Origin of the sequence: Corynebacterium pyruviciproducens ATCC BAA-1742 (assembly GCF_000411375.1) — a bacterium.
GTDB lineage: Bacteria > Actinomycetota > Actinomycetes > Mycobacteriales > Mycobacteriaceae > Corynebacterium > Corynebacterium pyruviciproducens.
On sequence record NZ_KE150447.1, the window covers coordinates 46,921 to 72,420 of the forward strand.

The 25,500-nt window shown below is 62.5% G+C and carries 25 protein-coding genes and 1 tRNA gene; 9 read left to right on the forward strand and 17 right to left on the reverse strand.

Annotated elements, in window-relative coordinates:
- Positions 1 to 28: 28 nt before the first annotated feature.
- The 7 genes from HMPREF1219_RS06695 to HMPREF1219_RS06725 all read right to left on the reverse strand — a co-directional run bounded on the left by HMPREF1219_RS06695 (position 29) and on the right by HMPREF1219_RS06725 (position 8,160).
- On the reverse strand, positions 29 to 1,366 hold the full coding sequence (locus HMPREF1219_RS06695; RefSeq protein ID WP_016458132.1) for an ABC transporter substrate-binding protein: 1,338 nt from the start codon (positions 1,364 to 1,366) through the stop codon (positions 29 to 31).
- A 198-nt stretch (positions 1,367 to 1,564) separates the two neighbouring features.
- On the reverse strand, positions 1,565 to 2,785 hold the full coding sequence (locus HMPREF1219_RS06700) for a DUF4032 domain-containing protein (protein WP_016458133.1): 1,221 nt from the start codon (positions 2,783 to 2,785) through the stop codon (positions 1,565 to 1,567).
- Between the two features lie 5 nt (positions 2,786 to 2,790).
- On the reverse strand, positions 2,791 to 3,909 hold the full coding sequence (locus tag HMPREF1219_RS06705; protein ID WP_016458134.1) for an ABC transporter ATP-binding protein: 1,119 nt from the start codon (positions 3,907 to 3,909) through the stop codon (positions 2,791 to 2,793).
- A 152-nt stretch (positions 3,910 to 4,061) separates the two neighbouring features.
- Positions 4,062 to 4,304 carry a hypothetical protein gene (locus HMPREF1219_RS06710; RefSeq protein ID WP_016458135.1) on the reverse strand — a complete coding sequence of 81 codons (243 nt, stop codon included), beginning with the start codon at positions 4,302 to 4,304 and terminating at the stop codon, positions 4,062 to 4,064.
- On the reverse strand, positions 4,304 to 4,981 hold the full coding sequence (locus HMPREF1219_RS06715; protein WP_016458136.1) for a DUF2334 domain-containing protein: 678 nt from the start codon (positions 4,979 to 4,981) through the stop codon (positions 4,304 to 4,306). The genes HMPREF1219_RS06710 and HMPREF1219_RS06715 overlap by 1 nt, the downstream gene beginning before the upstream one ends.
- Before the next feature lie 46 nt (positions 4,982 to 5,027).
- The gene (locus tag HMPREF1219_RS06720) at positions 5,028 to 7,106 is read right to left on the reverse strand and encodes a S9 family peptidase (protein WP_016458137.1); all 2,079 of its coding nucleotides are present in this window, start codon (positions 7,104 to 7,106) and stop codon (positions 5,028 to 5,030) included.
- Positions 7,107 to 7,266: 160 nt separating this feature from the next.
- A complete protein-coding gene (locus HMPREF1219_RS06725) occupies positions 7,267 to 8,160 on the reverse strand; it encodes a phosphoribosylaminoimidazolesuccinocarboxamide synthase (RefSeq protein WP_016458138.1) in 894 nt (297 codons plus the stop codon).
- A 93-nt stretch (positions 8,161 to 8,253) separates the two neighbouring features.
- Between HMPREF1219_RS06725 and HMPREF1219_RS06730 the strand changes: the two genes are divergently transcribed.
- Positions 8,254 to 9,069 carry a hypothetical protein gene (locus tag HMPREF1219_RS06730; RefSeq protein ID WP_016458139.1) on the forward strand — a complete coding sequence of 272 codons (816 nt, stop codon included), beginning with the start codon at positions 8,254 to 8,256 and terminating at the stop codon, positions 9,067 to 9,069.
- Positions 9,066 to 9,428 carry a hypothetical protein gene (locus HMPREF1219_RS06735; protein WP_016458140.1) on the forward strand — a complete coding sequence of 121 codons (363 nt, stop codon included), beginning with the start codon at positions 9,066 to 9,068 and terminating at the stop codon, positions 9,426 to 9,428. Before HMPREF1219_RS06730 ends, HMPREF1219_RS06735 begins: the two co-directional genes overlap by 4 nt.
- 36 nt (positions 9,429 to 9,464) lie before the next feature.
- On the opposite strand, the gene purB is transcribed toward HMPREF1219_RS06735, so the two are convergent.
- Together purB and purD are read right to left on the reverse strand one after the other, a co-directional pair.
- Positions 9,465 to 10,892: an adenylosuccinate lyase gene (gene purB, locus HMPREF1219_RS06740; RefSeq protein ID WP_016458141.1), complete on the reverse strand. Its 1,428-nt coding sequence runs from the start codon at positions 10,890 to 10,892 to the stop codon at positions 9,465 to 9,467.
- Complete coding sequence (purD, locus tag HMPREF1219_RS06745) at positions 10,892 to 12,127, reverse strand: phosphoribosylamine--glycine ligase (protein WP_040427538.1); 1,236 nt, start codon at positions 12,125 to 12,127, stop codon at positions 10,892 to 10,894. The genes purB and purD overlap by 1 nt, the downstream gene beginning before the upstream one ends.
- Before the next feature lie 27 nt (positions 12,128 to 12,154).
- On the opposite strand from purD, the gene HMPREF1219_RS06750 reads away from it, so the two are divergent.
- Both HMPREF1219_RS06750 and HMPREF1219_RS06755 read left to right on the forward strand, forming a co-directional pair.
- A complete protein-coding gene (locus HMPREF1219_RS06750) occupies positions 12,155 to 12,553 on the forward strand; it encodes an HIT family protein (protein ID WP_016458143.1) in 399 nt (132 codons plus the stop codon).
- Positions 12,535 to 12,795: a 2Fe-2S iron-sulfur cluster-binding protein gene (locus tag HMPREF1219_RS06755; RefSeq protein WP_016458144.1), complete on the forward strand. Its 261-nt coding sequence runs from the start codon at positions 12,535 to 12,537 to the stop codon at positions 12,793 to 12,795. Before HMPREF1219_RS06750 ends, HMPREF1219_RS06755 begins: the two co-directional genes overlap by 19 nt.
- Here the strand turns inward: HMPREF1219_RS06755 and HMPREF1219_RS06760 are convergent.
- The 7 genes from HMPREF1219_RS06760 to HMPREF1219_RS06790 all read right to left on the reverse strand — a co-directional run bounded on the left by HMPREF1219_RS06760 (position 12,792) and on the right by HMPREF1219_RS06790 (position 20,137).
- Positions 12,792 to 14,171 carry a sensor histidine kinase gene (locus HMPREF1219_RS06760; RefSeq protein WP_016458145.1) on the reverse strand — a complete coding sequence of 460 codons (1,380 nt, stop codon included), beginning with the start codon at positions 14,169 to 14,171 and terminating at the stop codon, positions 12,792 to 12,794. The genes HMPREF1219_RS06755 and HMPREF1219_RS06760 overlap by 4 nt on opposite strands.
- Before the next feature lie 6 nt (positions 14,172 to 14,177).
- Positions 14,178 to 14,879 carry a response regulator transcription factor gene (locus HMPREF1219_RS06765; RefSeq protein WP_016458146.1) on the reverse strand — a complete coding sequence of 234 codons (702 nt, stop codon included), beginning with the start codon at positions 14,877 to 14,879 and terminating at the stop codon, positions 14,178 to 14,180.
- 173 nt (positions 14,880 to 15,052) lie between these two features.
- Positions 15,053 to 16,804 carry a pyruvate dehydrogenase gene (locus HMPREF1219_RS06770; RefSeq protein ID WP_016458147.1) on the reverse strand — a complete coding sequence of 584 codons (1,752 nt, stop codon included), beginning with the start codon at positions 16,802 to 16,804 and terminating at the stop codon, positions 15,053 to 15,055.
- Positions 16,804 to 17,604, reverse strand: a complete 801-nt coding sequence (locus HMPREF1219_RS06775) for an ABC transporter ATP-binding protein (protein ID WP_016458148.1) — start codon at positions 17,602 to 17,604, stop codon at positions 16,804 to 16,806. The genes HMPREF1219_RS06770 and HMPREF1219_RS06775 overlap by 1 nt, the downstream gene beginning before the upstream one ends.
- Positions 17,595 to 18,641, reverse strand: coding sequence for a FecCD family ABC transporter permease (locus HMPREF1219_RS06780; RefSeq protein WP_016458149.1), 1,047 nt, complete (start codon positions 18,639 to 18,641; stop codon positions 17,595 to 17,597). The genes HMPREF1219_RS06775 and HMPREF1219_RS06780 overlap by 10 nt, the downstream gene beginning before the upstream one ends.
- Positions 18,642 to 18,644: 3 nt before the next feature.
- Positions 18,645 to 19,859, reverse strand: coding sequence for an ABC transporter substrate-binding protein (locus HMPREF1219_RS06785; RefSeq protein ID WP_016458150.1), 1,215 nt, complete (start codon positions 19,857 to 19,859; stop codon positions 18,645 to 18,647).
- A 205-nt stretch (positions 19,860 to 20,064) separates the two neighbouring features.
- A tRNA-Thr gene (locus HMPREF1219_RS06790) sits at positions 20,065 to 20,137 on the reverse strand.
- Between the two features lie 38 nt (positions 20,138 to 20,175).
- On the opposite strand from HMPREF1219_RS06790, the gene thrE reads away from it, so the two are divergent.
- Genes thrE through otsB form a run of 5 tightly spaced genes read left to right on the forward strand, consistent with a single transcriptional unit; the run spans position 20,176 to position 24,507 of the window.
- Positions 20,176 to 21,648, forward strand: coding sequence for a threonine/serine exporter ThrE (gene thrE / locus HMPREF1219_RS06795; RefSeq protein WP_016458151.1), 1,473 nt, complete (start codon positions 20,176 to 20,178; stop codon positions 21,646 to 21,648).
- 39 nt (positions 21,649 to 21,687) lie between these two features.
- On the forward strand, positions 21,688 to 22,080 hold the full coding sequence (locus HMPREF1219_RS12810) for a histone (RefSeq protein ID WP_211212636.1): 393 nt from the start codon (positions 21,688 to 21,690) through the stop codon (positions 22,078 to 22,080).
- 14 nt (positions 22,081 to 22,094) lie between these two features.
- Positions 22,095 to 23,420: an alpha,alpha-trehalose-phosphate synthase (UDP-forming) gene (locus HMPREF1219_RS06805; RefSeq protein ID WP_016458153.1), complete on the forward strand. Its 1,326-nt coding sequence runs from the start codon at positions 22,095 to 22,097 to the stop codon at positions 23,418 to 23,420.
- Positions 23,414 to 23,824, forward strand: coding sequence for an META domain-containing protein (locus HMPREF1219_RS06810; RefSeq protein WP_016458154.1), 411 nt, complete (start codon positions 23,414 to 23,416; stop codon positions 23,822 to 23,824). Before HMPREF1219_RS06805 ends, HMPREF1219_RS06810 begins: the two co-directional genes overlap by 7 nt.
- On the forward strand, positions 23,824 to 24,507 hold the full coding sequence (gene otsB, locus HMPREF1219_RS06815; RefSeq protein WP_016458155.1) for a trehalose-phosphatase: 684 nt from the start codon (positions 23,824 to 23,826) through the stop codon (positions 24,505 to 24,507). Before HMPREF1219_RS06810 ends, otsB begins: the two co-directional genes overlap by 1 nt.
- Here otsB and HMPREF1219_RS06820 read toward each other — a convergent pair.
- On the reverse strand, positions 24,467 to 25,489 hold the full coding sequence (locus HMPREF1219_RS06820) for a LacI family DNA-binding transcriptional regulator (protein WP_040427405.1): 1,023 nt from the start codon (positions 25,487 to 25,489) through the stop codon (positions 24,467 to 24,469). The genes otsB and HMPREF1219_RS06820 overlap by 41 nt on opposite strands.
- Positions 25,490 to 25,500 lie beyond the last annotated feature (11 nt).

The following is a 25,500-nucleotide window of genomic DNA, read 5'->3' on the forward strand; positions in this document are numbered from 1 at the left end:
GGCCGAGGCCGGGGACATCACGTTCTATTTACTTTTTCCAGTTCGCGGCTTTTTCAGCCGCCCAGTTTTCCTTGAAGGCCGTAACCACTTCATCCCACTCCAGGTTGCCGGAGGCATACTGGGCGAGATCGGCGCCAAAGTCGTCCTTGAACTGCTGGGACGGCATGTACTGGAACGTCCATGGGTACGTCTTCAGCGAGGAATCCTGCATGTACTCAGCCACCTGCTTGCCCAGCGGGTCCTCGGGAGTGCCAAGATCCTTAAATCCTTCGAACGGAGAAATCAGACCGAGGTCATTGACCACGTACTGCATGCCCGCGCCGGTGTAGAGCCAGTTGGCAAAGTCGATGGAGGCCCTCTGATCCTCCTCGCTGGCCTTGGAGTTGACGGCGAGGTAGTTTTCCGTTCCCACGGAGATGCCGCGGCTTGATTCGTCAGGAAGCCCCATGTACATTGGGATGAACTTGATCTTGTCTTCCTTCACCACGTTGCCGTCGACATCGGAGATCTGGCTCCAAGCCCAGTTGCCGTTTTGCACCATGGCGGCCTTACCCAGTGCGAAGTCTGCCATGGAATCGGAGACTGCCTTGGACGGGGTGAGCGACGGGGCGACGGTGGAATCCTCGAGGTACAGGTCAAAGAGGTTCTTGAACTCCTTGTTGTAGGTGAACTGCATCTCATCCATGTCAGTGACACCCGCGTCGTTGTACTCCTGGTCCATCGCCGGGTTCAACAGGTGGGTTTGGTAACGCCACTCTTCGCCGGATGCCAGCGATGCGGCGGCAAAGGCGCCGTCGATGCCGAGCTCACCCTTGCGCGCCTGCATATCGTCGGAGACTTCCTTCAGCTTGTCAAAGCTTGTGATCTCATCCAGGGACTTCGCCTTGGAATCAGGGAGAGCGAAGTACTTGTCAAAGATCTCCTCGTTGACAATGATGCCGTAGCCTTCCACAGCAATCGGTACGGCCACGATCTTGCCATCAGCATTCTTCAGCGGCGGGGTGTCCTCATTGAGCTGCTTGGCAAACTCTGTGTCGCTGAGATCCGCCATGTAGGATTCCCAGGTCAGCTGACCTGCAGGCCCATTGACCTGGAACAGCGTGGGGGCATCCTTTTTGCCTACCTCAGATTTAAGGGTCTGCTCGTACGAGCCGGAGGCGGCGGTGACGACCTTGACGTTCACACCGGTTTCCTCGGTGTACTTCTTGGCAATCTCTTGGTAGGCGGTATCCTGCTCCGGCTTAAAGTTAAGGAAGTAAACGGAGGGGCCGTCTGCGTTGCTTCCGGAATCGGAGCAACCGACTAGTCCTGCGGTGGCGATGGCCGCAGCGGACACCACTGCGGCGAAACGTGTCAGCTTTTTCACGTTCTAACCTTTCATGCGATTGGCTACCGGTTATATCAACCTAATGTCATAGCCAGTGTACAGTCCTACCGCTTGAAAAATGTTAAACATCTTACGTTTAGAGAGTAACTATGTAGGCCTCACACATAGCTGCACGTGGGAATTACGCCATACCCGTGGACATTTTGTTACCTACGTAACAGTCCCCCTTTCGGGGGGCTACTCCAGGAGGGTTTCTTCATCCCGGTGGGACGGCAGGATGGATTTGATGTATGACTGGGTCGCCTCCTCCAGCGACACGTCCCCTTCCCGTTCCTCCGTCATGTACCACCGGTGCTCCAATATCTCGTGGAAGATCTGTGCCGGCTCCAGCTTGCGAGCTAACGCGGGAGGAACCGAACGAACGGTCGGGAGAAAGACGTCGAGAAGCCACTTGTGAGCCACCTGCTCGAGCGGGAGATCGGGGAACCGGAGGGCCTGGAACGTGTGCATCGAATTGAGCATCCGTCGGGCCTGCTTCTCCTGCACGTCGAGCCCAGTCAGGCGCATGAGCAGCCGGTTGTGGTGACCGGAATCAACCACCTGGGGGCGGATCGTCACCGTCTCGCCCGCCTCGTCCTTGACCACCTTCAGCTCCCCGACGTCGAACCCCAGCTTGTTGAGCCGGCGAATGCGGTCGCTCACCCGCCACGTCTCATCCGCGGCGATCGCCTCCTCGCCCGTCAACTCCTCCCACAACTGCCCATACCGCTGCGTAATCGCGCTGCCGATGGCGATCGGATCCATCGACTCATCCATGAGGCCGCCGGCCTCCAGATCCATGAGCTCGCCGATGATGTTCACCCGCGCCACGTCCACGTCATACATCCGCCGCGTCTCCGACAACGTGGCCGCCAGTTCACCCGTCTCGGCGTCCACCAGGTAACCGCTAAACGCGTCCGCATCCCTGCGAAACAGTGTGTTAGACAGGCTCACGTCGCCCCAGAAGAAGCCCAGCAGGTGCAGCCGCACCAGCAGCACCGCCAACGAATCAATGAGCTTGCCCGCCACCTCCGGACGCAACTTTTGCGAGAAAACCGCCCGGTAAGGCAGCGAAAACGGTAGGTGGGAGGTGACCAGACACGCCGTCAACTCCTCCCCCTGCCGATCCCTGCGCCCCGTGATCACCGCCAGCGGTGTCACCGACGGTGCACCAAGCCGATTCAGCTCCCGCAACATCTGGTATTCGTGGTGAGCAACCCGCTCGCCGATCTCCTTCACCGCGATCACCCGCGTCGACGAACCATCGGGAATCGACACAAACCGCACCGTGTGCCTACTAATCCCGCGCGGCAGCGCAGTGAGCACGTTCTCCGGCCACTCGTCCAACGGCAGCTCCCACGGCAACTGCAGCAGCGCGGGGGCCAGGGCAGTGCCGGAGATTTCCATTTTCTCCGGCATGGCGGCTAGTCGCCGATCCTCTCCCCCGACGAAGCAGAAAAGGCGTGCAACATGCCATTCTTGATAGAAAGTCGCACCGTCTCACCCGGGCGCGGTGCCGCATGCGGGGCCGTGCGCACCACAATGTTGTTGGACGTATCGGCGTCCGGGTTCGTCTCCGTCCCACTGGACAGGTTCCCGCCACCGACGAGCTGACCGTACAGGTAGGAATCGCTGCCGAGCTCCTCCACAAACTCCACCTTGAGAGGAATAGCCCCGTTCGGATCCACCTCGAGGGCTTCCGGACGGAACCCGAGCACTACCTCCCGGCTGTCCAGTTGCTTGACGACGTTCTCCGGCAGGTTCACACGAGCCTCACCCAACGACGCCACCGAACCGTCGACAGTGAATGTGCCCAGATTCATCGCCGGCGAACCAATAAACCCGGCTACGAACTCATTCTGCGGGTGCTCGTACAGGTCGCGAGGCGTACCCACCTGCTGCAGCACGCCCTTGTTCAGCACGGCGATGCGGTCGCCCATGGTGAGGGCCTCCGTCTGATCGTGCGTCACGTACAAGGTGGTGACCCCCAACTCGCGCTGCAACGACGCGATCTGCGTACGCGTCTGCACACGCAGCTTCGCATCCAAGTTACTCAGCGGCTCGTCCATCAAGAACACCTGCGGCTTGCGCACAATCGCACGCCCCATCGCCACACGCTGACGCTGACCGCCCGACAGCGCCTTCGGCTTGCGGTCGAGGAACTCCGTCAGATCGAGGGTCCGCGCCGCCTCCTCCACGCGCTCGTTGATCTTGTCCTTATCCAGGCCAGCAATCTTCAACGCGAAACCCATGTTTTCACGCACCGTCATGTGCGGGTACAGGGCGTAGTTCTGGAACACCATCGCAATATCGCGATCCTTCGGCGGCACCGTGGTCACGTCGCGGTCCCCGATGAAAATCTGCCCGGAGCTCACATCCTCCAGGCCCGCGAGCATGCGCAGGGTTGTCGACTTGCCGCAGCCCGACGGACCCACGAGAACGAGGAACTCCCCGTCGGCAATATCGAGATTGATGCTGTCCACCGACGGCGTGGTGGCGCCGGGGTAGACACGTGTCGCATTCACGAAGCGAACTTCAGCCATGACCTTATTGTTTCCTTTACTTTCATTGGCAGGTACGTGCCAAACGATCCGAGTGAAAGAGGAGTGGCAACCCCCTGGTGGGCGCGCCACGCTCACCTACCCAGGCTAGCCACAATCGGAGGTCATAACCGGTAAGTTCAGTGTGATGTTTCTTACAGGGGCAGCAACGGGTCGATGGCATCGGCAGCGTCATCGATATCACGGAAACGCCCCGCGAGCTGGCCTTGCGTGTTCAAAACTGCGCAGGGAAAGCCGTCGAGAAGCTCGGTATAGGAGCCCTCCGTATCCTTGACGGCGAAGAAACCACGGGGGGTGAACTCGTCGATAAGCTCAGAAAACTCATCATCGGTATAGACCATGACAACATGGCTCAGGTACTCGGGGAACAGGACCATCAGAACTCCTCTAGGTAGGTGGCAGGACGTGCCCCCAACTCTAGCGCCGCCTCCGCCATCGCGGCCACGTCCCGCGCGACCTTCCGCTTCGCCAGATTCCGCGCCGACACGCTCAGCCGCACCACACCGCCGCGGCGGGCCGTGCGCTCCACGGCGCGACGGATGGCGAGGCGCCACCAGGAGGAGGCGCCGTACCCCTCCCCCACCGAGAGGTTTCGTGCCTGGACCAGCGAGTCTGTGTCAAAAATGTGGATCCCCCACGTGGACATCGCCCGGGTGAAGCCAAACTCCGGCAGCACCTCCAGCGTGCCCTCCGACAAGCGCCAGCGGGGCGGGCCGAACGCCGTTGTGGTGAAGCCCAACTTGCGCATCTGCTTGGTGGCGCCGGCCAGCCGCAGGCGCGCCTCATGAGCCGGCAACGTGGCGAACTCCGCGCGGCGGCCCTGCACCGGCTGGTCGAACCCGTTCAACACAAAAGCGTGGCCAGCTGCGAGTTTCTTGTCAAAAAAGCGCCTCGTGTCCCGATCCTTGGCCAGGTGCCAGTTGCCGTCGATGTGCGGCGCGATGAGGAGACTGACGGGAACCCCCATCGCCTCCAGCTCGCGGATCAGCTGGTCGGCGGGCACGCGGGTATCGGTGAAGATGGAGGAAATAGACACGAGAAGCGTTGCAGGCACGCCCCTCAGTATCGCACCGGGGGACGCACTTCGCAGCGCAACTTTTTTACTGCTCTAGCCCTGTGATTTGGTTGACGAGCCAGGCGGCGTCCTCACGGGAACGTCGAATAGCGTCGTAGCGGCCGGAGATGCCACCGTGGCCGGCGACCATCTCCGTACGCAGAAGAAATTCCCCTGACGTGGCGGTTTCTCTCAATTTTGCGATCCACTTGGCGGGCTCCACGTACAACACGCGGGTATCGTTCAGGCTCGTGGTGGCCAAAATGTTGGGGTACGCCTTCGCCTCCACGTTCTCGTACGGCGCGTAGGACGCCATGTACTCGTACACCTTAGGATCGTGCAACGGGTCGCCCCACTCGTCCCACTCCGTCACCGTCAGCGGCAGGTCCGGCTTGAGCATGGAGGTGAGCGGGTCGACGAAGGGCACATCGGCGCGAATCGCCTTGAAGCGGTCGCCGCCCATGTTCGCCACCGCACCCATGAGAAGGCCACCAGCGCTGCCACCGGAGGCTCCAAGCATCGCGGGGGTGGTGTAGCCGTGGGCGATGAGGTAATCGGCCACGGTGATGAAATCCTCAAACGTGTGTTTCTTGGTCAAGCCCTTGCCGTCGTCGTACCAGGAGCGGCCCATTTCGCCGCCGCCGCGCACGTGCACCTCCACGAAGCGGATTCCCCGGTCTAGCAGGGAAACCCGTGCAGAACTGAAGCCTGGCCCGGAGCTTGACTCGTAGGCGCCGTAGCCGTACATGTGCGTCGGCTGCGGCCTGGAGGTGTCGAGGTCGCGGCGCTGGACGATGGACACGGGGATCTCTTTGCCGTCGGGGGTGGGCACCCACAGCCGGTGTGCCTCGTACTGGCTAGGGTCGTACCCCCCTAGCACCTTTTCCTGCTTGAGCAGCGTCTTTTCGTCGGTTTTCACGTCGAGCGCGTAGATCGCGGGCGTGTTGGTGTAGGTGGTGTAGTAGGCCCGCACCACCGGGGCCTCCCACAGTCCGCCGCCCGAGATGCTTGTCGACGACAGCTCGTCGTCCCCCATCTGCACCAGCTCAAAGTCACCGTCGCCACGCTTGAGGTAGCTCTTGCCCAGCCCACGTTCCATCCTCCCCAACAGGAGGAAGTCACGGTAGGCCGCCACACTAGTGATCCTCGCGTCGTCACTGTGCTTGACCAGGTTCTCCGTCAGCTCCACAGGCTTGCCGACGGGCGACACGCACGCCGAATAATTCGGGCTCACCGCATTGTGCGTGACCACCCACTGGTCCACCCCGTCCACCACCCCATGGGTGAGGTCGTAGTCCACCCCACCCTCCCGTGCGCGGATGAGGGTGAACTCACCCTCCGGGTCGTCGGCAGGCAAATACCAGTACTCACTCGTCAGCTTCGACGAACTACCGATAAGCACATACTTATCAGAAACCGTGAGCCCCGATCCCACCCAAAACTTCTCATCCGGCTCATGGAACACCCGCACATCCTCGCTGCGCGGTGTCCCCACCTTATGACGCCACACCGAATCCGGCCGCCACGCCTCATCTACCGTCTCGTAAAAGATGTACTCCTCCCCCACCCACGTGCACCCCGACGAAACATTATCCACCACATCCGGCAAATCCTCCCCCGTCGCAAGATCCCGAATCCGCAACGTGTAACGCTCATCACCCCGAGAATCCAACGAATACGCCAGGTAACGGCCCGAATCCGTGACAGCCAACGCCCCCAGCGCAAAAAACTCCTTGCCCTCCGACGCCTTCTCCATATCGAAGACGATCTCCTCGCCGGGCAGCTCCTCCTCCCTCCTCACACGAGGAGGAATCCACTCATCACCTGCGGTGACGCGGCACATTCTGCCGTAGTTCTGCCCCTTCTCGATGCGGGAAAAGTACCAATAGCCCCGCGCCCTACTTGGCAACGACATATGCGTCTCATGGATCCGGCTGAGCACCTCATCGTACAAGTTTTTTGACAAAGTGCCCAGGTGAGCCATGCTTTCCTCCGCGTGGGTGTTGGAGGCGGTAAGAAACTCCATCGCCGCATCCTTATCGCGCATCCACTCGTAGTCATCCACAAAATCGTGGCCGTGGAAGGAGCGGACGGTGGGGATCTTCTTGGCTAGTGGCGCAATCATGGTCCCTCACTCTACACCGGGCAGAAGTGCTTGGTGACGTGCGGGTTCGCGGAAATTTTGAAATCTGCACAGGTGGCGGGGCAGAACCGTTTTTATCCCCTGTGACGTGGCGTTTTGGGCATGAAAAAGGCCACGAGGTGTCTCGTGGCCGTGGGGGTTACTAGGCGCAGTGGCCGATCCAATCCTTGAACTTGGCTCCGGTGATGCGCTCGTAGGCTTCGATGTAGCGCTCGCGGGTCGCCTCGACGATGGAGCCGGGCAGGCTCGGCGGGGTGTCGCCGGAGGCGCGGTTCCAGCCGGAGTCGGGGCCCGTGAGCCAGTTGCGCAGGTACTGCTTGTCAAAGCTGGGCTGGACCTTGCCCTCGACGTAGGTGTTGGCGTCCCAGTAGCGGGAGGAGTCGGGGGTGAGGACCTCGTCGGCAAGCGTCAGCGTGCCGTCCGCGTCGAGACCGAACTCGAACTTCGTGTCCGCAACGATGACACCCTTGGCGATGGCGATCTCGGCGCCCTGGGTGTACAGGTCGAGGGTTGCGTCGCGGAGCTGCGTGGCCAGCTTTTCACCCAGCTTTTCGACGACCACCTCAAACGAGACGTTCTCGTCATGGTCACCGTAGTCGGCCTTCGTGGCCGGCGTGAAAATCGGCTCCGGCAGGCGCGAGGCCTCCTTCAAACCGTCGGGAAGCGAAATACCGCACACCGAACCCGACCGTTCGTACTCAGCGAGGGCGGAACCAGTGAGGTACCCCCTAGCCACACACTCGAACGGCAACATATTCAGCTTGTTGCACACCATCGCGCGGCCCAACACCTCCTCAGGGATCCGCTCATCATCAATCGGACCCGCCAGGTGGTTGGGGAACTCAAGATTCTCAAAGAAGAAATTACTCATCGCGGTGAGCACGCGACCCTTATCGGGAATCTCCGAATCCAAAATGTAATCGAAAGCGGAAATACGGTCGCTCGTCACAAGCAGCAGTGTCGAGTCATCCACCTCGTAGATTTCTCGCACTTTACCTGCAGAAAAATGCTCATATGCGGAAAGTTCAGGTCGCATGAATCATAACCTTAGACCCAAAGATTCCAATTTTCCACGCAGCCCCCACACAACCACGTAACCCCCGCGTCCCCTGCGGTAGCGTTACCTACCATGAAGCTCGCCGCCCTCGCACTCGCAGCCACCACCGCCATGACCTACACCGTCGACTACGTCCCCGACACCAACATCCCCCTCGACGGGCAACAGCAGGAATGGCTGTGCCGCATCACGCCCACAGACAAGGCGGGTGAAAAGTTCTTCGCCCGCCTCTCTACCCACCGGGAGGAATTGCGTGCTGAGCTGCTCGATCGTTTCAAAAACGTGAAGGGTGACATCATCGCGCTGGACAAGGACATCGCCACCGCCAACAAGTTCGGGCAGTCAACTGACGCCGACGAAGCGCTCAACCGGCGCGCCAACGAGCTCGCCACCGTCATCGCCGCCGAGGGGTTCAAACCGTCCGAGCTGAGCTTCTTTTTGTCATCTATCCCCCCAGTTAGCACCACCATTCCTCTCGGTGGGGTGTATGACGTCACTGTCGGCGCCACCTACTCCGCAGCCGACCTCGACTACGTCACGGCGGCGGATCTAGGCGAAGAATTTTCCGCCGCGCTGACGCAGGAGTCCTTCCTCGTGCCTGAGGATTCCTCCGAGGCGCTGAAATCGTTCGCGGCGGGTTTTCAGGATTCGGCGGCCGACCTGCGGTTCTCCGAAAATAATTACGCGGCCGCGTTGCGCACGTGCCGGGCGGGCATCGAGAAGCGTCGTGGCACGTCCGCGGGCTCGGTGGTGCGGGAGCCGGCAGGGGTGGAGTTTCGCCCCATCGAGATTGCGGGGATTGTGATCGGCGCGGTAGCGCTCACGGGAATAGCTGCGTGGCTGTACACTATTGCCAAAGATTTCGATTTCAGGAGGATCCTGCCATGACCCCGCGCACTGCCCGCACGCTCATTGTCACCGGCTCACTTGTTGCCTCGCTTGTCAGCGTTCCGCCGGTTGCCGGCGCGGATGTGCAGGTGACCGTGGGGGAGGATTCCACCATCGACGGGGGCAAAGCGTCAGATGATTTCACTGGGCCGGTGCAGATTGTGCCGAATAGGGCGGACGAGGGGTCGTCGACAAGCGAAGGGTCGGTGGGGGATCTGCTGCGGCTTGTTGGGCTGCAGCTGTCGGTGGCGACGCCGACGGATATTGCGCGGACGGTGACGTTTGTCATGGGGATTGTGACTCAGTTGGCGCTGTTTGTGGGGAATTTTGCCCGGCAGCCGGAGGGAGAAAAGGCGTAAAAAGTCCCCGTCTGCCGGCGCAGGCGGGGAGCTTTTTTACAGGATGTCGCCGGGGGTGTAGGTGGCGGCGTCGGGGTGCTCCTCCACCAGGCGGTTTACCTGGTCTACCACGCGGTTTATTTGGGAACCGGCGGCGCCGATGAAGGCGTGCTTATCGGCGAGGGCGGCATCGAGGGCGGCACGGTCGAGGGGGAGGCGGGGGTCGCTGGCAAGGCGATCCACGAGGTCCTGGTCGCCCCCGTTTTCGCGCATGTTGAGGGCGACGGCGACGGCGTTTTCCTTGATGATTTCGTGGGCGGTTTCGCGGCCCACGCCGGCGCGCACGGCGGCCATGAGGATGCGGGTGGTGGCGAGGAACGGCAGGTAGCGTTCGAGCTCCCGGTTGATCATGGCGGGGAAGGCGCCAAATTCTTTGAGGACGGTGAGGAACGTTTCGAATTGGCCGTCGAGAGCAAAGAAAGCGTCGGGAAGCGCGACCCTGCGGACAACGGAGCAGAACACGTCGCCCTCGTTCCACTGCTGGCCGGCGAGGTCTGCAACCATGGTGTTGTACCCGCGGAGGATGACCTGGAAACCGCAGACGCGCTCGCAGGAGCGGGCGTTCATCTTGTGGGGCATCGCCGAGGAGCCTACCTGGCCCTTTTTGAAGCCCTCGGTGACGGTCTCGTTGCCGGCCATGAGGCGGATGGTGTGGGCGAAGCTCGACGGGCCGGCGCCGAGCTGGACGAGGGTGGAGACAACGTCGAGGTCGAGGGAGCGGGGGTAGACCTGGCCCACCGAATCGAGAACCCGGGAGATGCCCAGGTGGTTGGCGATGCGACGCTCGAGCTCGGCGAGCTTGTCCTCGTCGCCGCCCATGAGGTCGAGCATGTCCTGGGAGGTTCCCATCGGTCCCTTGATTCCCCGCAGGGGGTACCTCTCCAACAGGTTGTTGAGCTTTTCGACGGCGACGAGTAGCTCGTCGGCAGCCGATGCGAAGCGCTTACCCAAGGTGGTCGCCTGGGCGGCGACGTTGTGGGAACGGCCGGCCATGACCAGGTCCTGGTACTGCACGGCCTTCTCCGCCAGGCGGGCCAACACGGTGATCGCCTTGTCACGGATGAGCTCGAGCGAGCGGTACATCTGCACCTGCTCCACGTTCTCTGTCAGGTCGCGGGAGGTCATCCCCTTGTGGATGTGCTCGTAGCCGGCGAGCGCGTTGAACTCCTCGATGCGGGCCTTGACATCGTGGCGGGTGACTTTTTCCCGCTCGGCGATGGAATCGAGGTCCACCTCGTCCACATGCGCCTCGTAGGCGGCGATCGCCTCGTCGGGAATGTCCACGCCGAGGTCCTTTTGGGCCTTCATGACGGCGATCCACAACTGGCGCTCCATGACGATCTTATGTTTCGCGCTCCACAGCTTCTTCATCTGCTCGGAGGCGTACCGGCTTGCTAACACATTGGGGATATTCACAGCGCTCATTATTGCACGCTCAACTTTCCCTCGGCGGCCTTCTTGCCGATGTCCGTGCGGTAGTGCCCGCCGCGCATGGAGATGTGCGACATCTTCTCGTACGCCGCGTCCCTCGCCTCTTCCAGCGTCTCACCGGTGCCCACGACGGACAGCACGCGGCCACCGGCGGACACAAGCTCGCCATCCTGCAAGGCGGTACCGGCGTGCAGCGCGCCCTCGGCGCCGCTGATGGTGTCGCCCTTGACGGGGTGGGCCGGGTAGCCCTCGGCGGCGAGGACGACGGTGACGGCGTAACCGGGCTTCCAGGTGATTGGCGGCATATCTACCAACTGGTTTGTGGCCGTGGCCAGGAGGTATTCGCTCAAATTGGAACCGAAGAGGGCGAGGACGGCCTGGGTTTCTGGGTCACCGAAGCGGCAGTTGAACTCCACCACCGCGGGACCGTCCTGACCCCACGCGAGCCCCGCGTAGAGGAGGCCGTTGTACGTGTCACCCTGCTTGTCCAGTTGCTTGGCGACGGGGCGGACCACCTCGTCAACGATGCGGTTCACCTGCGCGTCGGAAAGCCAGGGAAGCGGGGAGTAGGCGCCCATGCCACCGGTGTTGGGGCCCTCGTCATTGTCACCCACGCGCTTGTGATCCTGGGCGGGCAGGAGGGGTACAACGGTTTCGCCGGCGACCAGGCAGAATAGCGAAATTTCCGGGCCGTCGAGGAAGCTTTCCACGAGCACGGGGTTGCCGGCCTCGATGACGTCGCGGGCGTGGGCCTTGGCCGCCTCGAGGTCCTCGGTGACAACGACACCCTTGCCGGCGGCCAGTCCATCGTCCTTGACCACGTAGGGGGCCTCGAAGAGGCTGAGGACGGTGTCGATGTCGGCAGCGTCGGTGATCTGCTCGGCGCGGGCAGTCTTCACGCCCGCCTTCGCCATGACGTCCTTGGCAAAGGCCTTGGAACCCTCGATGCGGGCGGCGCGCTTGGAGGGGCCGAAGACGTCGATGCCTTCGGCGCGGAGACCGTCGGCAAGCCCCTCGACGAGCGGGACCTCCGGCCCAACAACGACCAAATCTACAACCTCTTGCCTGCACAGGTCCGCAATCTGCTCGGTAGTGTGGATACTTGGGAAACACGTCGCCTTCTCCATGCCGACGTTGCCGGGGGCGGCGAACACCTCGTTTCCGGGGGTTGCAAGAGCGTTAACAAGGGCGTGTTCGCGGGCGCCCGAACCAATGACCAAAATACGCATGCGCATAAGCGTACTAGGATTTAAACCATGAGCAGCATTTTCTCCAAAATTATCGGCGGGGAGATCCCCGGACGCTTTGTCTACCGCGATGACACGGTTGTCGCCTTCCTCGACGTCGCCCCCCAGCAAAAAGGCCACACCCTCGTGGTTCCCGTGCAGGAAGTCAACCGCTGGACGGACCTCGATCCGCAGACGTGGGCGCACCTCACCGAGGTGGCGCAGAAGGTGGGTAAAGCGGTCATCGAGGTGTTCGGCTCCGAGCGGGCGAGCTTCATCATCGCTGGCTTCGACGTGCCGCACACGCACATCCACGTCTTCCCCGCCAACGACATGACGGCCTACGACCTGGGCCACAAGGTGGAGGTCACCGACGAGGAGCAGGATCAGATCGCAGAAAGGCTCGCCGCGTGCATCAAGCGTATGTAAACGGCACCGAGTACGAGTTCGCCTGGCCCAAGGATATGGTCCTCCTCGAGGCGATGGAGGCGGCGGGGATCCCCGCCAACTACTCGTGCCGGAAGGGTGAGTGTGGCTCGTGCCAGGTGTACATCGAGGGCGGAGCCTCGCACATGCGTCCCCACGACTACGAGCCCGGGGAGGGCATCACGCTGGCGTGCCAGACGCTGCGGGATGACGAGGGGCCGTTCGATGTGGAGAGCGTGTTCTAATCGTCGTCGAGAAGCCTGGGGAGCCGGACGGTGAAGGTGGAACCCTCCCCCTTCGTTGAGGTGACCGACAGCGACCCACCGTGGGCCTCCGTCAGGGACTTGGCGATGGACAACCCGAGACCGGAACCACCGGACTGGCGGGAGCGTGACTCATCGGTGCGGTAGAAGCGGTCGAAGATGTGCTCGAGGTCCTCCGGCGACATTCCCTGGCCGTTATCCCGGACATCGATAATGACATCGGAATCATCGGCCGTGCCGCGCACCATGATGTCCTTGCCGCCGTGCACAAGCCCGTTGACCATGAGGTTGGTGAGCACGCGACGGATCTTCTCCGCGTCGGCGCTCACCGGCAACGCACCAGAGTCACAGATGGTGATCTCCCGGTCCGGGTACGCCACCCGCAGAGACGTGGCGATGGAATCGATAACCTCCTTCATGTCCACCGGCCGACGGTCCAGCGGGTTCCCCTCGGCGCGGGTGAGCGCCAACAGGTCGTCCACAAGAGTGGACATGCGACCGGCTTCCTCCTGGATCTTGGTGATCACCCAGTCCGCATCATCGGTGGCACCCGCCTTATACAGCTCCGCAAACCCCTTTACGCTGGTCAGCGGCGTACGTAGCTCGTGGGAGGCATCGCCCACGAACTGCCGCATCTCCTTCTCCTGCCGCTGCGACTTTGTCAGCGATGCCTGCAGCTGGGAAAGCATCGTATTGATCGCCCGCGACAGCTTGCCCACCTCCGTCGTCTCCGGCCACGCCGGCACACGACGGTTCATATCCCCTCTGGTGATCGCCTGCGCCACACTTTCCACCGTGCGCAACGGCCGCAGCGCTCGGTAGATGACGAGCATGGCAATAAGCCCCACCAGAAGCAGCGAACTCAACCCGATACTCGCCTGCGTGCGCACCAGGTTGTTAACCGTGGACTGTTCCTCCTCCAACGACTGCGCCACAACAGTGGTCGCGCCATCCTGGCTCACGGCCAGCACCCGCCACTTCGCCTCAGACTCCGACCCCTCGAGCGCGGCGACCGTATACGGCTCGCCATTGGCCACAATCATGGTGAGATCGGGGGCGGAGTTGCGGTCGTTGACGATGAGCGAATCGCCGTTGGGCAGCTGTTTTTGCACATAGAAATTCGACGGGGGACGCCGATTATCCTGCGGTTGCTGCATGGGGGTAATATCCCTCGCCCACCCGTTAAAAGCCCCGTACAGCCGCTCGTCCACGCGCGAGTACGTGAAATCACGCATAATCGCCGTCACCACCACACCAGTGCCGGCAATCGCCACCGTCGCCAGCACCAACACAATGAACACCAGCGACACATTGAGAGAGATCCGCGAGGTGGGATCCTTCGACCTAGGAACGCGCATGCGCGATTACTTGCGTGGCTTGCGCAACACGTAACCCACGCCACGCACCGTCTGAATCAACTGCGGCTCCTGCGTATCAATCTTGCGACGCAGGTACGAGATGTAGCTCTCCACCACGTTGCCATCGCCACCGAAATCGTAGTGCCACACGTTATCCAAAATCTTCGACTTCGACACCACCACCTCGGCGTTGAGCATGAGGTAACGCAGCAGGTTGAACTCCGTGGGCGACAGGTCCACGATCTCGCCCGCCTTGGACACCTCGTGGGTCTCGTCATTCAAGGTGAGGTCCGCGTACGTGAGCACGCCGGACTCCTTCTCCTGCTCCTCTTTATTCCCGCGGCGCAGAATCACCCGCAGACGGGTGATCACCTCCTCCAACGAGAACGGCTTCACCACATAATCATCCGCCCCGATAGTCAGACCATGGATCCGGTCTTCCACTGCATCCTTCGCCGTGAGGAACAACACCGGGCCATCGTGACCAGCTTCGCGCAACTTACTCAACAGCTCAAAGCCATCCATCCCCGGCATCATCACATCGAGAATGAAGGCATCCGGCTTCGCCTCTTCCGCTACAGCCAACGCATCCTTGCCGTTTCCGGCGGTCACGACGTCGAATCCCTGGAAGCGCAGCGACACCTGCAGGAGCTCGACGATATTCGGCTCGTCATCAACTACTAGAACTTTCGTTTGTGTATCACTCATAGTGCCTATTGTTCCATTAATTTCTCCGGGGTGGCTGAAAGAGTGCTCCGTGTTTCCGCCCAACCACCAAGCAGATTTGGGCCATGACCTGGGATTGTGGTGAGAAAATGGGCAAACCGCCACGTGAAAAGTTTTCACGCGGCGGTCTATGTGGTGGCTCCTCGGCAGCCGTTTTAGGTGAGCTCGGTCAGCGATGCGGGGATGTTACGAAGGTTGGACTTCGCCATCGTCAGCATCTTGCCCACGCCACCGTCGAGAACCGTCGCGGCGGCGGCCTTACCAAAACCGAAGAGCATGCTCATGGTGATGTCCGGCGGGACGGACAGGGCGTTGGGGTCGGTGACGATATCGACCAGCTGGGGGCCCGGCGCGTGGAGCGCGTGGGTGAGTCCGTCGCGGACCAGCTTGGGGTCGGTGATGCGTGTCGACGGTATTCCCACGGCGTTGCCGATGGCGGCGAAGTCAACTGGGGCGTGGTCCGTCTGAAACTCCTGCAAACCGGCGACGAGCATCTCGAGCTTGACCATGCCGAGCGAGGAGTTATTGAACACGATGATCTTCACCGGGATCTGGTGGAGTTTGACGGTGAGCAGCTCGCCGAGCAGCATACCCAGGCCGCCGTCACCGCAGATGGCGATGGTCTGGCGGCCGGAGTAGGCGGCACCCATCGCATGTGGCAAGGAGTTCGCCATGGTGCCGTGCCGGAACGAGCCAAGGAGGGTGCGCTTGCCACTCATGTTGGTGATGTACCGGGCGGCCCACACGTTGTTCATGCCCGTGTCGACGGTGAAGATGGCGTCGTCGGCCGCAAGATCGTCGAGGATATCCGCCGCGTACTCCGGGTGGATGGGCGTGTGCTCCTCCACGCCGTTGGTGTACGCCTCGACGATCTTCTCCAGGAGGGAGGCGTGCTTCTTGAGCATCTTATCCAGGAAGCTGCGGTCCGTCTTCTCCTCGATGAGCGGAATGAGCGCGCGGATGGTGGCTCCCACGTCGCCGACGACGGGGTGGGTGACCTTGGTGCGGCGGCCGATGGCCTGCGAGTTGATGTCCACCTGGGCGACGTTTTTATCCGGGAGGAAGTCGCTGTAGGGGAAGTCGGTGCCGAGCATGATGAGGAGGTCGGCGGAGGTGCAGGCCTCGTGGCAGGAGCCGTAGCCCAAGAGGCCACTCATGCCCACGTCGTAGGGGTTATCGTGCTGGATAAACATCTTGCCGCCCAGGGCGTGGCCGATGGGGGACTTGATTTTTCCGGCCAGCTCGAGCACCTCGGCGCGGGCGTCCTTGACGCCGCGGCCACAGAAGAGGGCCACCGTCTTCGCCTCGTTGATGGCCTTGGCCAGGTCCTCCACCTGGCTTTGCGGGGGCACCACCACCGGGGCCTCGGTGGCGAGCTCGGAGGTGATGATCCCCTCGTAGTCGGTCTTCTCCATGGTGACATCGCCGGGGAGGACGAGGACGGAGACGCCGTGGCCACCGAGGGTGGACTGGAGTGCGTGGTGGAGGATGACGGCACCCTGCTCGGCCGAGTTGGCCATCTCGCAGTAGCCGGAGCACTCGGCAAAGATCTGCTCGGGGTGGGTCTCCTGGAAGTAATGGGAACCGATCTGCCGCGACGGGATGTGCGAGGCCAGCGCCAGCACCTTGGCACCGTTGCGGTGGGAATCGTAGAGGCCCTGGATAAGGTGGGTGTTGCCCGGGCCACACGAGGCGGCGCACACGCCGAGCTCGCCGGTGGCGAGCGAGTAGGAACCGGCGGCGAAGGCCGCGGCCTCCTCGTTGCGGACGTGGATCCACTCAATCTGGTCGCTGCGGCGCACGGCGTCGACGATCGGGTTGAGCGAATCCCCCACCAAGCCGAAAATGCGGGTGACCCCTACTTCTTCCAATTTTTTGATGATGATGTCTGCGAGCGTATCCGCCATTAGTGACGTATCCCCTTTCTATCTTTTTCTCCCATGGTAGGCGTTTTCGTCACCGCATGCGCGGCGACGATCGGTACCCCACAGTGCTGCAAGATATCGGCCTCCACGGCGTACACCTGCTCAATGAGTTCCGGGGTGATGACCTCGCTGGGAACACCCTGCGCGAGGATCTCGCCGCGGTGCAAGACGATGAGCTCGTCGCACATGCGGCAGGCCAGGTTGATGTCGTGAATGGCAACAAGGGCAAGACTGTCGTCCTCAAGCGCTTTCTTCCGCACCGTGCCCAGCACGAAAAGCTGGTGGTGGAGGTCGAGGGCGGAGGTCGGCTCGTCGAGAAGCATGAGCGCCGGTGTCCCCACCATCATCTGCGCCAAAGCGACGAGTTGTCGCTGGCCACCGGACAGTTCTGACAGGTAGCGGTGGGCGTAGGCATCCATCCCCAGGCGGTGCATGACCTCCGCTGTGTGCTCGACGGGGTTGGCTACCGCTTCTCGACGGCTGGTAATCAGCACCGCTTCAAAGGCCCGCAAGGCTGCGGACTCGGGAAGGCCCTGGGGCACGTACCCGATCGCCTTGAGACGAGCGCGGGGAGGAACCACGTGGGCGTCGACAAGCAAAGAAACCTCACCCGAACGAACCGGATGCAGGCCAGCGACCGTCTGCATGAACGTCGATTTGCCCGACCCATTCGGGCCGAGGACACCGACCACCCGGCCGCCGGTAAGTGGCGCAACCGTCACGCCGTCCAGCACCCGGTGGTGGCCATAACCCGCAACCAGATCGCGAATCGCTAACTCCACAGCGCACGCCTCCTCGTCAGCACAATCCCCAGGAAGAACGGGACACCGAGAAGCGAGGTCACAATGCCGATCGGAATCGCCAACCCCGGCTTCGCCATGAGACTCACCGCATGCGCACAGCACATAAGTGCCGCCCCCGACGCCATCGACGCGGGGATGAAATAGCGCTGGTCCTCCCCCACCAACATGCGGGCAATGTGCGGACCAACAAGCCCCACAAACCCGATAATGCCGGCAAAGGCCACCGTCGTCGACGCCAACAGCGACGACAACACCAATACGACAATCCGCAACCGAGACGTATTCACACCCATCGACTGCGCCCGCGCATCACCCAAACGCAACGCCGTCAACTTCCACGACTGCGACGCAAGCAGCGGACACACCACGACAAGCACCACAGCCAACAGCCCATTGGCCACCCACGTCGCACGCGTCATCGACCCCAACGACCAGAACACAATCTGCGACAGTGCCTCCGCACTCGCCCGATACTGGATGAGCGCCAGCAATGCCTGGAAGAAGAACACCAGGCCGATGCCGAGAAGCACCATCGTCTCAGCGCGGGCGCCGCGGAGGATGGCGGCGATGACGATGACAGCTGTCGCCCCCACGGAGGAGATCCAGGCGATGACCGCGAGGTTTAGCTGAGGATTGGTGACCACCTGCCAGCCGAGGACGATCGCCGTCGCACCGCCGAAGGCAGCGCCAGCGGAGATCCCCAGGGTGAACGGCTCGGCGAGGGGGTTCCCCAGAATGGTCTGCATCTCAGCGCCGGCGAGCGACAGGGACACACCGATGAGGAGCGCCATGACGGCCATCGGCAAGCGGAGGTCCCACAGAACCGTATGCGTTTGCTCATCGAGGGAGGAGGGAACCATGATTCCACCGATGACCTGCGAGGGGGTCAGAGAAATCGCACCCACCATGTTGCTCATGACGAACGCGGCGGCCGCGACAACGCACAGCCCCACGACGATCGCCACCCGGCGCGCTGTCAGGCGCCGGTGTTCGTGGACAAGATCGACCTCGTTCACGCCCTACTCGCCTGCCGGAGTCGACGTAGAGAAGAACACGCCCTCGCCGGAGACCGGCGAGTACTTTTCCTGTGCCTTCATCCACTCCGCCGGGACATCGATATCCGAGTAGTCCTCCGGGTGCAGCCACGCGGCGATCTGCAGGAGCGCGAGGTAGTTGAATGGGGAGTTGTAGAACTGGTGCCACAGACCGTGCAGCTGGCCGTCCTTCACTGCGGACAACGTATCGAAGCCCTTCTGCCCCTTGGGAAGGTTATTCACGCTGACCTGGGCATCTTCATCAGAAATGCGGTAGCCGAGGGCCGCGTAGCCCACTGGGTTTCCTTCCTTATTACGCTTTGCCGACCACTCGCCACCGGTGGCGAAAATCTCATCCGGGTTATCGCTGATGACCTTCTCCGGGGTCATGGCACCGGATTCACCCTCGATGACGGCATCGCCAATGTTCTTACCGCCGGCGACGTTAACCAGCTGGGAAATGTTGGAATCGTTCCAGGTCTGGCAGCAATCGGACAGCCCCGCCGCACGCCACACGAACGCCGTCGGCTTGTCCTCGTCTTTCAACTTGGCGGAGCGGCCTTTCACCAGGTCCACCGTCTCCTGCCAATCCTTATTGAACGCGGCCGCTTCCTTCTCCTTGCCAAAGACCGTGCCGAAGATCTCCATCGAGCGCGTCGTGTTCTCCAGGGGTTTGGCGCGGAAATCCGTCACCGCGTAGGTCAGCCCCGCCTTGTCCATCGACTCGATGAGGCCGGTTTTCTCGCTGGCCTGGTATTCGTCAAGCGACAGCAGGATGATATCCGGCTTCAGGGACAGCAGGTTTTCCACCGTCACATCGCCCTTCATAAAACCGCCGACCTCCGGCAGGTCCTTCACCTCGGGGTTCGTCTGCTCCAGCTGGGCCATGTAGTCCGGGACGTTGTCCTTCAGATCCGTGCCGATGCCGACGACCTTGTCCAGGGGGTTGGACTTGTCGAGGATGCCGGTGGCGAAGACGCTCCTCCCCTCACCGAGCAGAATGCGCTCGGGAGCTGCGGGAAGGGAAATTTTTCGGCCGGTGATGTCGGTGAAGGTGAGGGCTGCGGCCTGGGTGGTGGAGGTGGACTGCTCGGAGGTGGTCTCGGCAGTTTCCGTGCTGCAGGCGGTCAGTCCGCTGACGGCAAGCGCTGCGACGGCGATGAGGCCGGCGAGGCGGCGTCGGGATCTGGAAAAGGACATACGCGTCTCCTTGGTGATACCTAATTGTTACACCTAGAGCATAGCATCTTAGGTAAGCCTAACCAACATAAAAATGGGGAAAGCGTTTGCGCAGGCTGTGCACGTGGGGAATGATGGATTACATGGTGGCGGCCGGAAGTGTTGCAGACCACAGTACGAGAAAGCGTCGACAAGCAAAAACCCCCGCACGAGGCGGGGGTGAGAGAGCTGGAGACGAGACTTGAACTCGCAACCTACGGTTTACAAGACCGTTGCGCTACCGATTGCGCCACTCCAGCAAGCTGAGGTTGTATCGTACCAGGTGTGACCGTTTTACATGAATTCGACCCACGCGTGGCAGGCTGAAATCATGGCAAACATCCTGCGTGCCTTACGTTTACGGGCCAACACCAGCGACCGCATTGCCACCATCGACGCAGCCAAGGCATCCCCGCCACCCTCGCCGCTGCAGCCCGTTGAGCTCACCAACGAGCACCAGGTAGCCGGCGTGCTCTTGATCGGCGCGCGCGTAGGCGAGCTACTCATTTCTGCGGGGACGGCGAACCGCGACGTGCAGGCCCAGATGCGCAGCGTCATCAACGCGTATGGGCTTTACGACGTCCACATCGACGTCACCCTCAACACCATCCAGCTATCCACCCACATCGGCAACGAAGACGGCGACACCACACCAGTCACCGTACTGCGCGTCGTCCGCCGCGGCGCGATGGACTTTTCCAAGCTGTCCCGCCTCGACCGGCTCATCCGTTCCATCCGCGCCGGTGCCATCAACCCCGCCACCGCCGACGCACAGCTGACGTCCCTGTGGAACTCCCAATCCCCCTACGGCGTCGGGCTCGAACTCCTCGGCTGGGGCGCGCTGGCCGGCGGCTTCGCCATGGTGCTCGGCGGCACACCCATCGTAGGCATCGTCGCCCTCATCACCGCGATGGTCATCATGGCGGTGTACAAGGTCATTGGCAAGATGGGGCTCGGCGATTTCTTCTCCCTCATGGCCGGCGGCTTCATCGCCGTCATCCCGGCCGCGGGCGCGTTCTGGCTCGCCCAAAACTCCGGAACCTCCATCAACGCGTCGCTCATCATCGCCTCCGGGATCGTCGTCCTGGTGGCCGGACTCACCCTGGTGCAGTCACTGGAGGATGCCATCATGGGTGCCCCGGTGACGGCCTCCGCCCGGTTCTTTGAATCCATGCTCAACACCGGCGCCATCATCGCCGGGGTCTCCCTCGGTGTGAAGGCCTCTCTCACCCTGGGCATCATGCTGCCCGCCATCGAAACGCAGACGGCACCCGATTTCCAACACAACGCGGTGAAGATCATCCTCGGCGGGATCGCCGCCGCCGGCTACTCGCTCGCCTGTTACTCGGAGTGGACCTCCATCTGGGTTTCGGGGCTCACCACCATGATCGGCTCAGCAGCGTTCTACCTCCTCTTTCTCCCCATGGGGCTGGGCGGAACGTTCTCCGCCGGGCTCGCCGCCACCCTCATCGGCCTCATCGGCGGTCTCCTCGCCCGCCGGTTCCTCATCCCGCCACTCATCATCGCCATCGCCGGCGTCACCCCGCTGCTGCCCGGCCTGCGCATCTACCGCTCCATCTACGCCATCATCCACGAGCAGCTCCTCGTGGGCATCTCCTCCATGGCGATCGCCCTCGGCACCGCCGTGGCGCTGGCCGCCGGCATCGTGTTGGGCGAGTGGATCGCCCGCAGGCTGCGCCGCCCGAAGCCGTTCAAGCCGTACCAGAACATTATTCGCAGGCGGTATAGCTTTAAACGGAGTTCCCGGTAGCGTACAATAGCGCCGAGAAACTAGTTATCTATCGGAGGTTTGATTTTCGTGGCTTTTAGGAGTTCCCGGGATCGCGAAGCGGAAGCAGAAGCGCAACAGCAGTTAGAGGAAGAGACCGCTACGGCTGCGCGCCGGGTTGTCGCCTCGTACTCCGAGGATTACCACGACGCGGTCATGCTCGCGTCCATGCTGGGGATCACCCCGGGCGGCTTCGTGTACTCCCAGTTCGCCGAGGCCGAGGGCGTCGAGATGCCCACCACTGACCCGAAGAAGAAGTCGTCGAAGAAGTCGTCCAAGAAGACGACAAAGAAGTCGACGAAGAAAACCACCAAGAAGACGGCCAAGAAGACGACGAAGAAAACCACCAAGAAGTCAACAAAGAAGACCACCAAGAAGACGGCCAAGAAGGCCACCAAGAAAACCGCTAAGTAGGCAGCACCTCCATTGTGACGTCCACCGCCTCATTCATCGTCGCCGCGAATCGCCTCCCCGTGGAGCGACGCGGCGATTCTTGGCGGGTCAGCCCCGGCGGACTCGTCACCGCACTCACCCCCATCCTCGCCGAGCACCACGGCACGTGGATCGGCTGGGCCGGCACCCCCGGCGATGCCCCGGAACCGTTCACCACCGACTCCGGTATCTCACTCGCCCCCATCGCACTCGACGAGGATGACTACGCCGAGTTTTACGAGGGCTTCTCCAACGCCACCCTGTGGCCCCTGTTCCACGATCTCATCGTCCCACCCGTATACAACGCGCAATGGTGGAAACGGTTTGTCACCGTGAACAGGCGATTTGCTGAAAAAATCGCTAGGCTTGCTGCCCCCGGCGCCACAGTATGGGTACAGGACTACCAACTCCACCTCGTGCCCGGCATGGTCAAAGAGCTGCGCCCCGATGTCACCGTCGGCTTCTTCCTCCACATCCCCTTCCCCTCCCCCGACCTCATCGCCCAACTGCCCTGGCGCGAAGAACTCATCCGCGGGCTGGCCCGGGCCGACCTCGTCGGCTTCCACACGCAGCGCTCCGCCCGCAATTTCGAAGACGCCGCCCTCCGCTTCGCCGGCACCACGCCCCACACGGTGGCGCTACCCATCTCCATCGACACCCCTAAAATCACTTCCATGGCCCGACCTGGGACGATTCGTGAAAAACTGGGCAATCCCGAGCATTTCCTCCTCGGCGTCGACCGCCTCGACTACACCAAGGGGATCCTCCCGCGCCTCCTCGCCGTAGAAAGATGCTTCGAGCGCGGCATCCTCGACCCCGCCACCACGACCTTCGTCCAAATCGCCACTCCCTCCCGGGAACGCGTCGAACACTACGAAAAGACTCGCGCCGAGGTGGAGCACCACGTTTCTCGGATAAACGGCCTGTACGGCGGCCTCTTCCGCTCGGTGGTGGTGTACGTGCACCGCACCGTCGATGCCGCCACCCTCTACCACCTCTACGCCGCCGCCGACACCATGCTCGTCACCCCGTTCAAGGATGGCATGAACCTGGTGGCCAAGGAGTACGTGGCGTGCCACCCGGATGGCTCCGGCGCGCTGGTGTTGAGCGAGTTCGCGGGCGCGGCGGAGGAGTTGACGCAGGCATATATCTGCAATCCGTTTGACGTGGAGTCCATTGCACAGGCGATTGCGGCGGCGGTGAGCGGCGAGGGGGATCCGCGTGGGCGGATGCTCTCCATGTACCAGCGGGTTTATGCCTATGACGTGCATCGTTGGGCGAATGATTTCTTGTCGGCGTTGCGGGAGGCGCGCGCATGCTGAGGCGGGTTGTGGCGTGTGTGGCTGCTGTGGCTGTGGCCGTGGGCGCGCAGGGGTGTGCGAAGGATCCGGAGCAGGATCGCTTGTGGCAGGTGACGGAGGTGTATTGGAATTCGGGTGCGACGCCGACGCCACCGAATGCAATGTATGTGGTGTTGGGTGAGCACTCGTTTGCTGGCGATACGGGGTGTGGCCCGGTGAAGGGTGCGTCGCGGACGGCGAAGGATGGGGCATCGGTGACGGTGTCGCGGGTGCGCACGCCGAAGGAGCCGGCGTGTGAGGGGGCGGCGCTTTTTTACCACGAGGAGTTTGTCCGGTTCTTCGCTGGTACGCTGCGGGTGGAGCGCGATGGCAGCGAGTTGACGTTGCGTAACGAAGCAGACGAGTCTATCCATTTGGTGTATTGATGTTTATTGTTTCTGATTTCGATGGCACGCTGGCGGAGTTCAGCACGGATCCGATGAACGTTCCGATTAATGAGGAGGCGATGCGCGCGCTGGACGAGCTTTCCACGCTCCCGGGCGTGCGGGTGGCGATCCTGTCTGGTCGCTCGCTTGAACACCTCACTCAGCTTGTCGACGTCCGCGACGAGGTCATCCTTGCCGGGTCCCACGGCGCCGAGGCGCTCGGCCAGCCGACGGGCCCCACACAGGAGCAGAGCAGTCAGCTCGCCACCCTCGACGCGGCCCTGGACGGGCTTGTTCACGGCGGTGCCTGGGTGGAGATCAAGCCGTTCGGGCGGGTGCTGCACACACGAAAGATGACCTCCGGGGCGGAGGAGCTGCAAAAGCGGGCCCGCGCGATTGAGTTTGGGGGCCGGATTCAGGAGGGCAAGGCCGTGGTGGAGTTCTCCGTCTCGGATGCCACCAAGGGGGAGTGGATTACCGCCAACCGCAGGCCCGGGGAGCACGTCATCTTCTTGGGCGACGATGTCACCGACGAGACGGGCTTCGCCGTCCTCGCCGAGGGCGACACGGGCGTCAAGGTGGGCCCCGGCGAGACGCTGGCGACCGTCCGGCTTGCCGACGTCACCGCCGTTGGCGACTACCTCACCAGCCTCGTTCAATCCCTGCGGAGTGGCCGGGAATAAACTCGGTGGGCAGGATCGTGTGGGTGGGGGCCATCCCCTCGATGACCTGGTAGAGCACCTTGCCCGCGGTGGCACCCTTGCGCTTGTTGTGCTGGTCCACCGTGGTGATGCCCAGGCGGACCGCCATTTCTATGCCATCGAACCCGGTCACCGCCAGTTTCCCGCCGGTAAGGGCGTGGACGCCGAGCGCCAGCGAGTCCGTAGTGCACACGAGGGCATCCCGGTCGGGGTAGCGCTCGAGCATTTCCCTCGCCGCAGAGACGGCGGTGCGGGAGTTGTTGATGTAGCGTTCGATGATCGGAACGTCGACAAGCCCGGCGGAATGAAAAACGTCGAGGGCGCCCTGCACGCGCGAACGTTGCACATGGTGCGTGGCGGCGTCGAGACGGGCGGGGGTGACCGGACCATCGTTACGGGAGCGATCGAGGCGGATGCACAGGATTCCCGGGCGCGTGTGACCGGCGGCGACCACCGCCTCGGCACAGGGGCGGATGGCGGCGCGGTCGTCGATGCCCACGAAGGCGACGGCCGGGTCGATGTAGGGCTGGTCGCACACCACAAGCGGAAGGCCCCGGGCGCGAACCTCCTCCAGGTAGGGGTCGTTCTCCCCCACCGAGTAGACGGCGAACCCGTCGACGGCGGTGCGCCCGATGAGCTCGGCGGGGCTGAGCGTCTCCCCAAACGCGGGGACGAGGGTGAGCGAGAAGCTCGTGCCGTAGCTCGCCTCGGCCATGCCGGCGAGGAAGTCGACCGAGGCGCGGTCCTCAAAGGCGTAGGTGAGGTCGTCGGTGAAGAGGACCCCGACGGCGCCGGTGCGCTGCGTGCGCAGGCTGCGGGCGGTGGCGTTGGGGCCGCGGTAGCCAAGCCGGGTGGCGGTGGAAAGGATCCTGCGGCGGGTGGCTGGGGACAGCTGCGTCGGCTGGTTGTAGGCGTTGGACACCGTCGCCACGGACACGCCGACGGCGGCGGCGACCTCCGCCATTGTCACCCTGT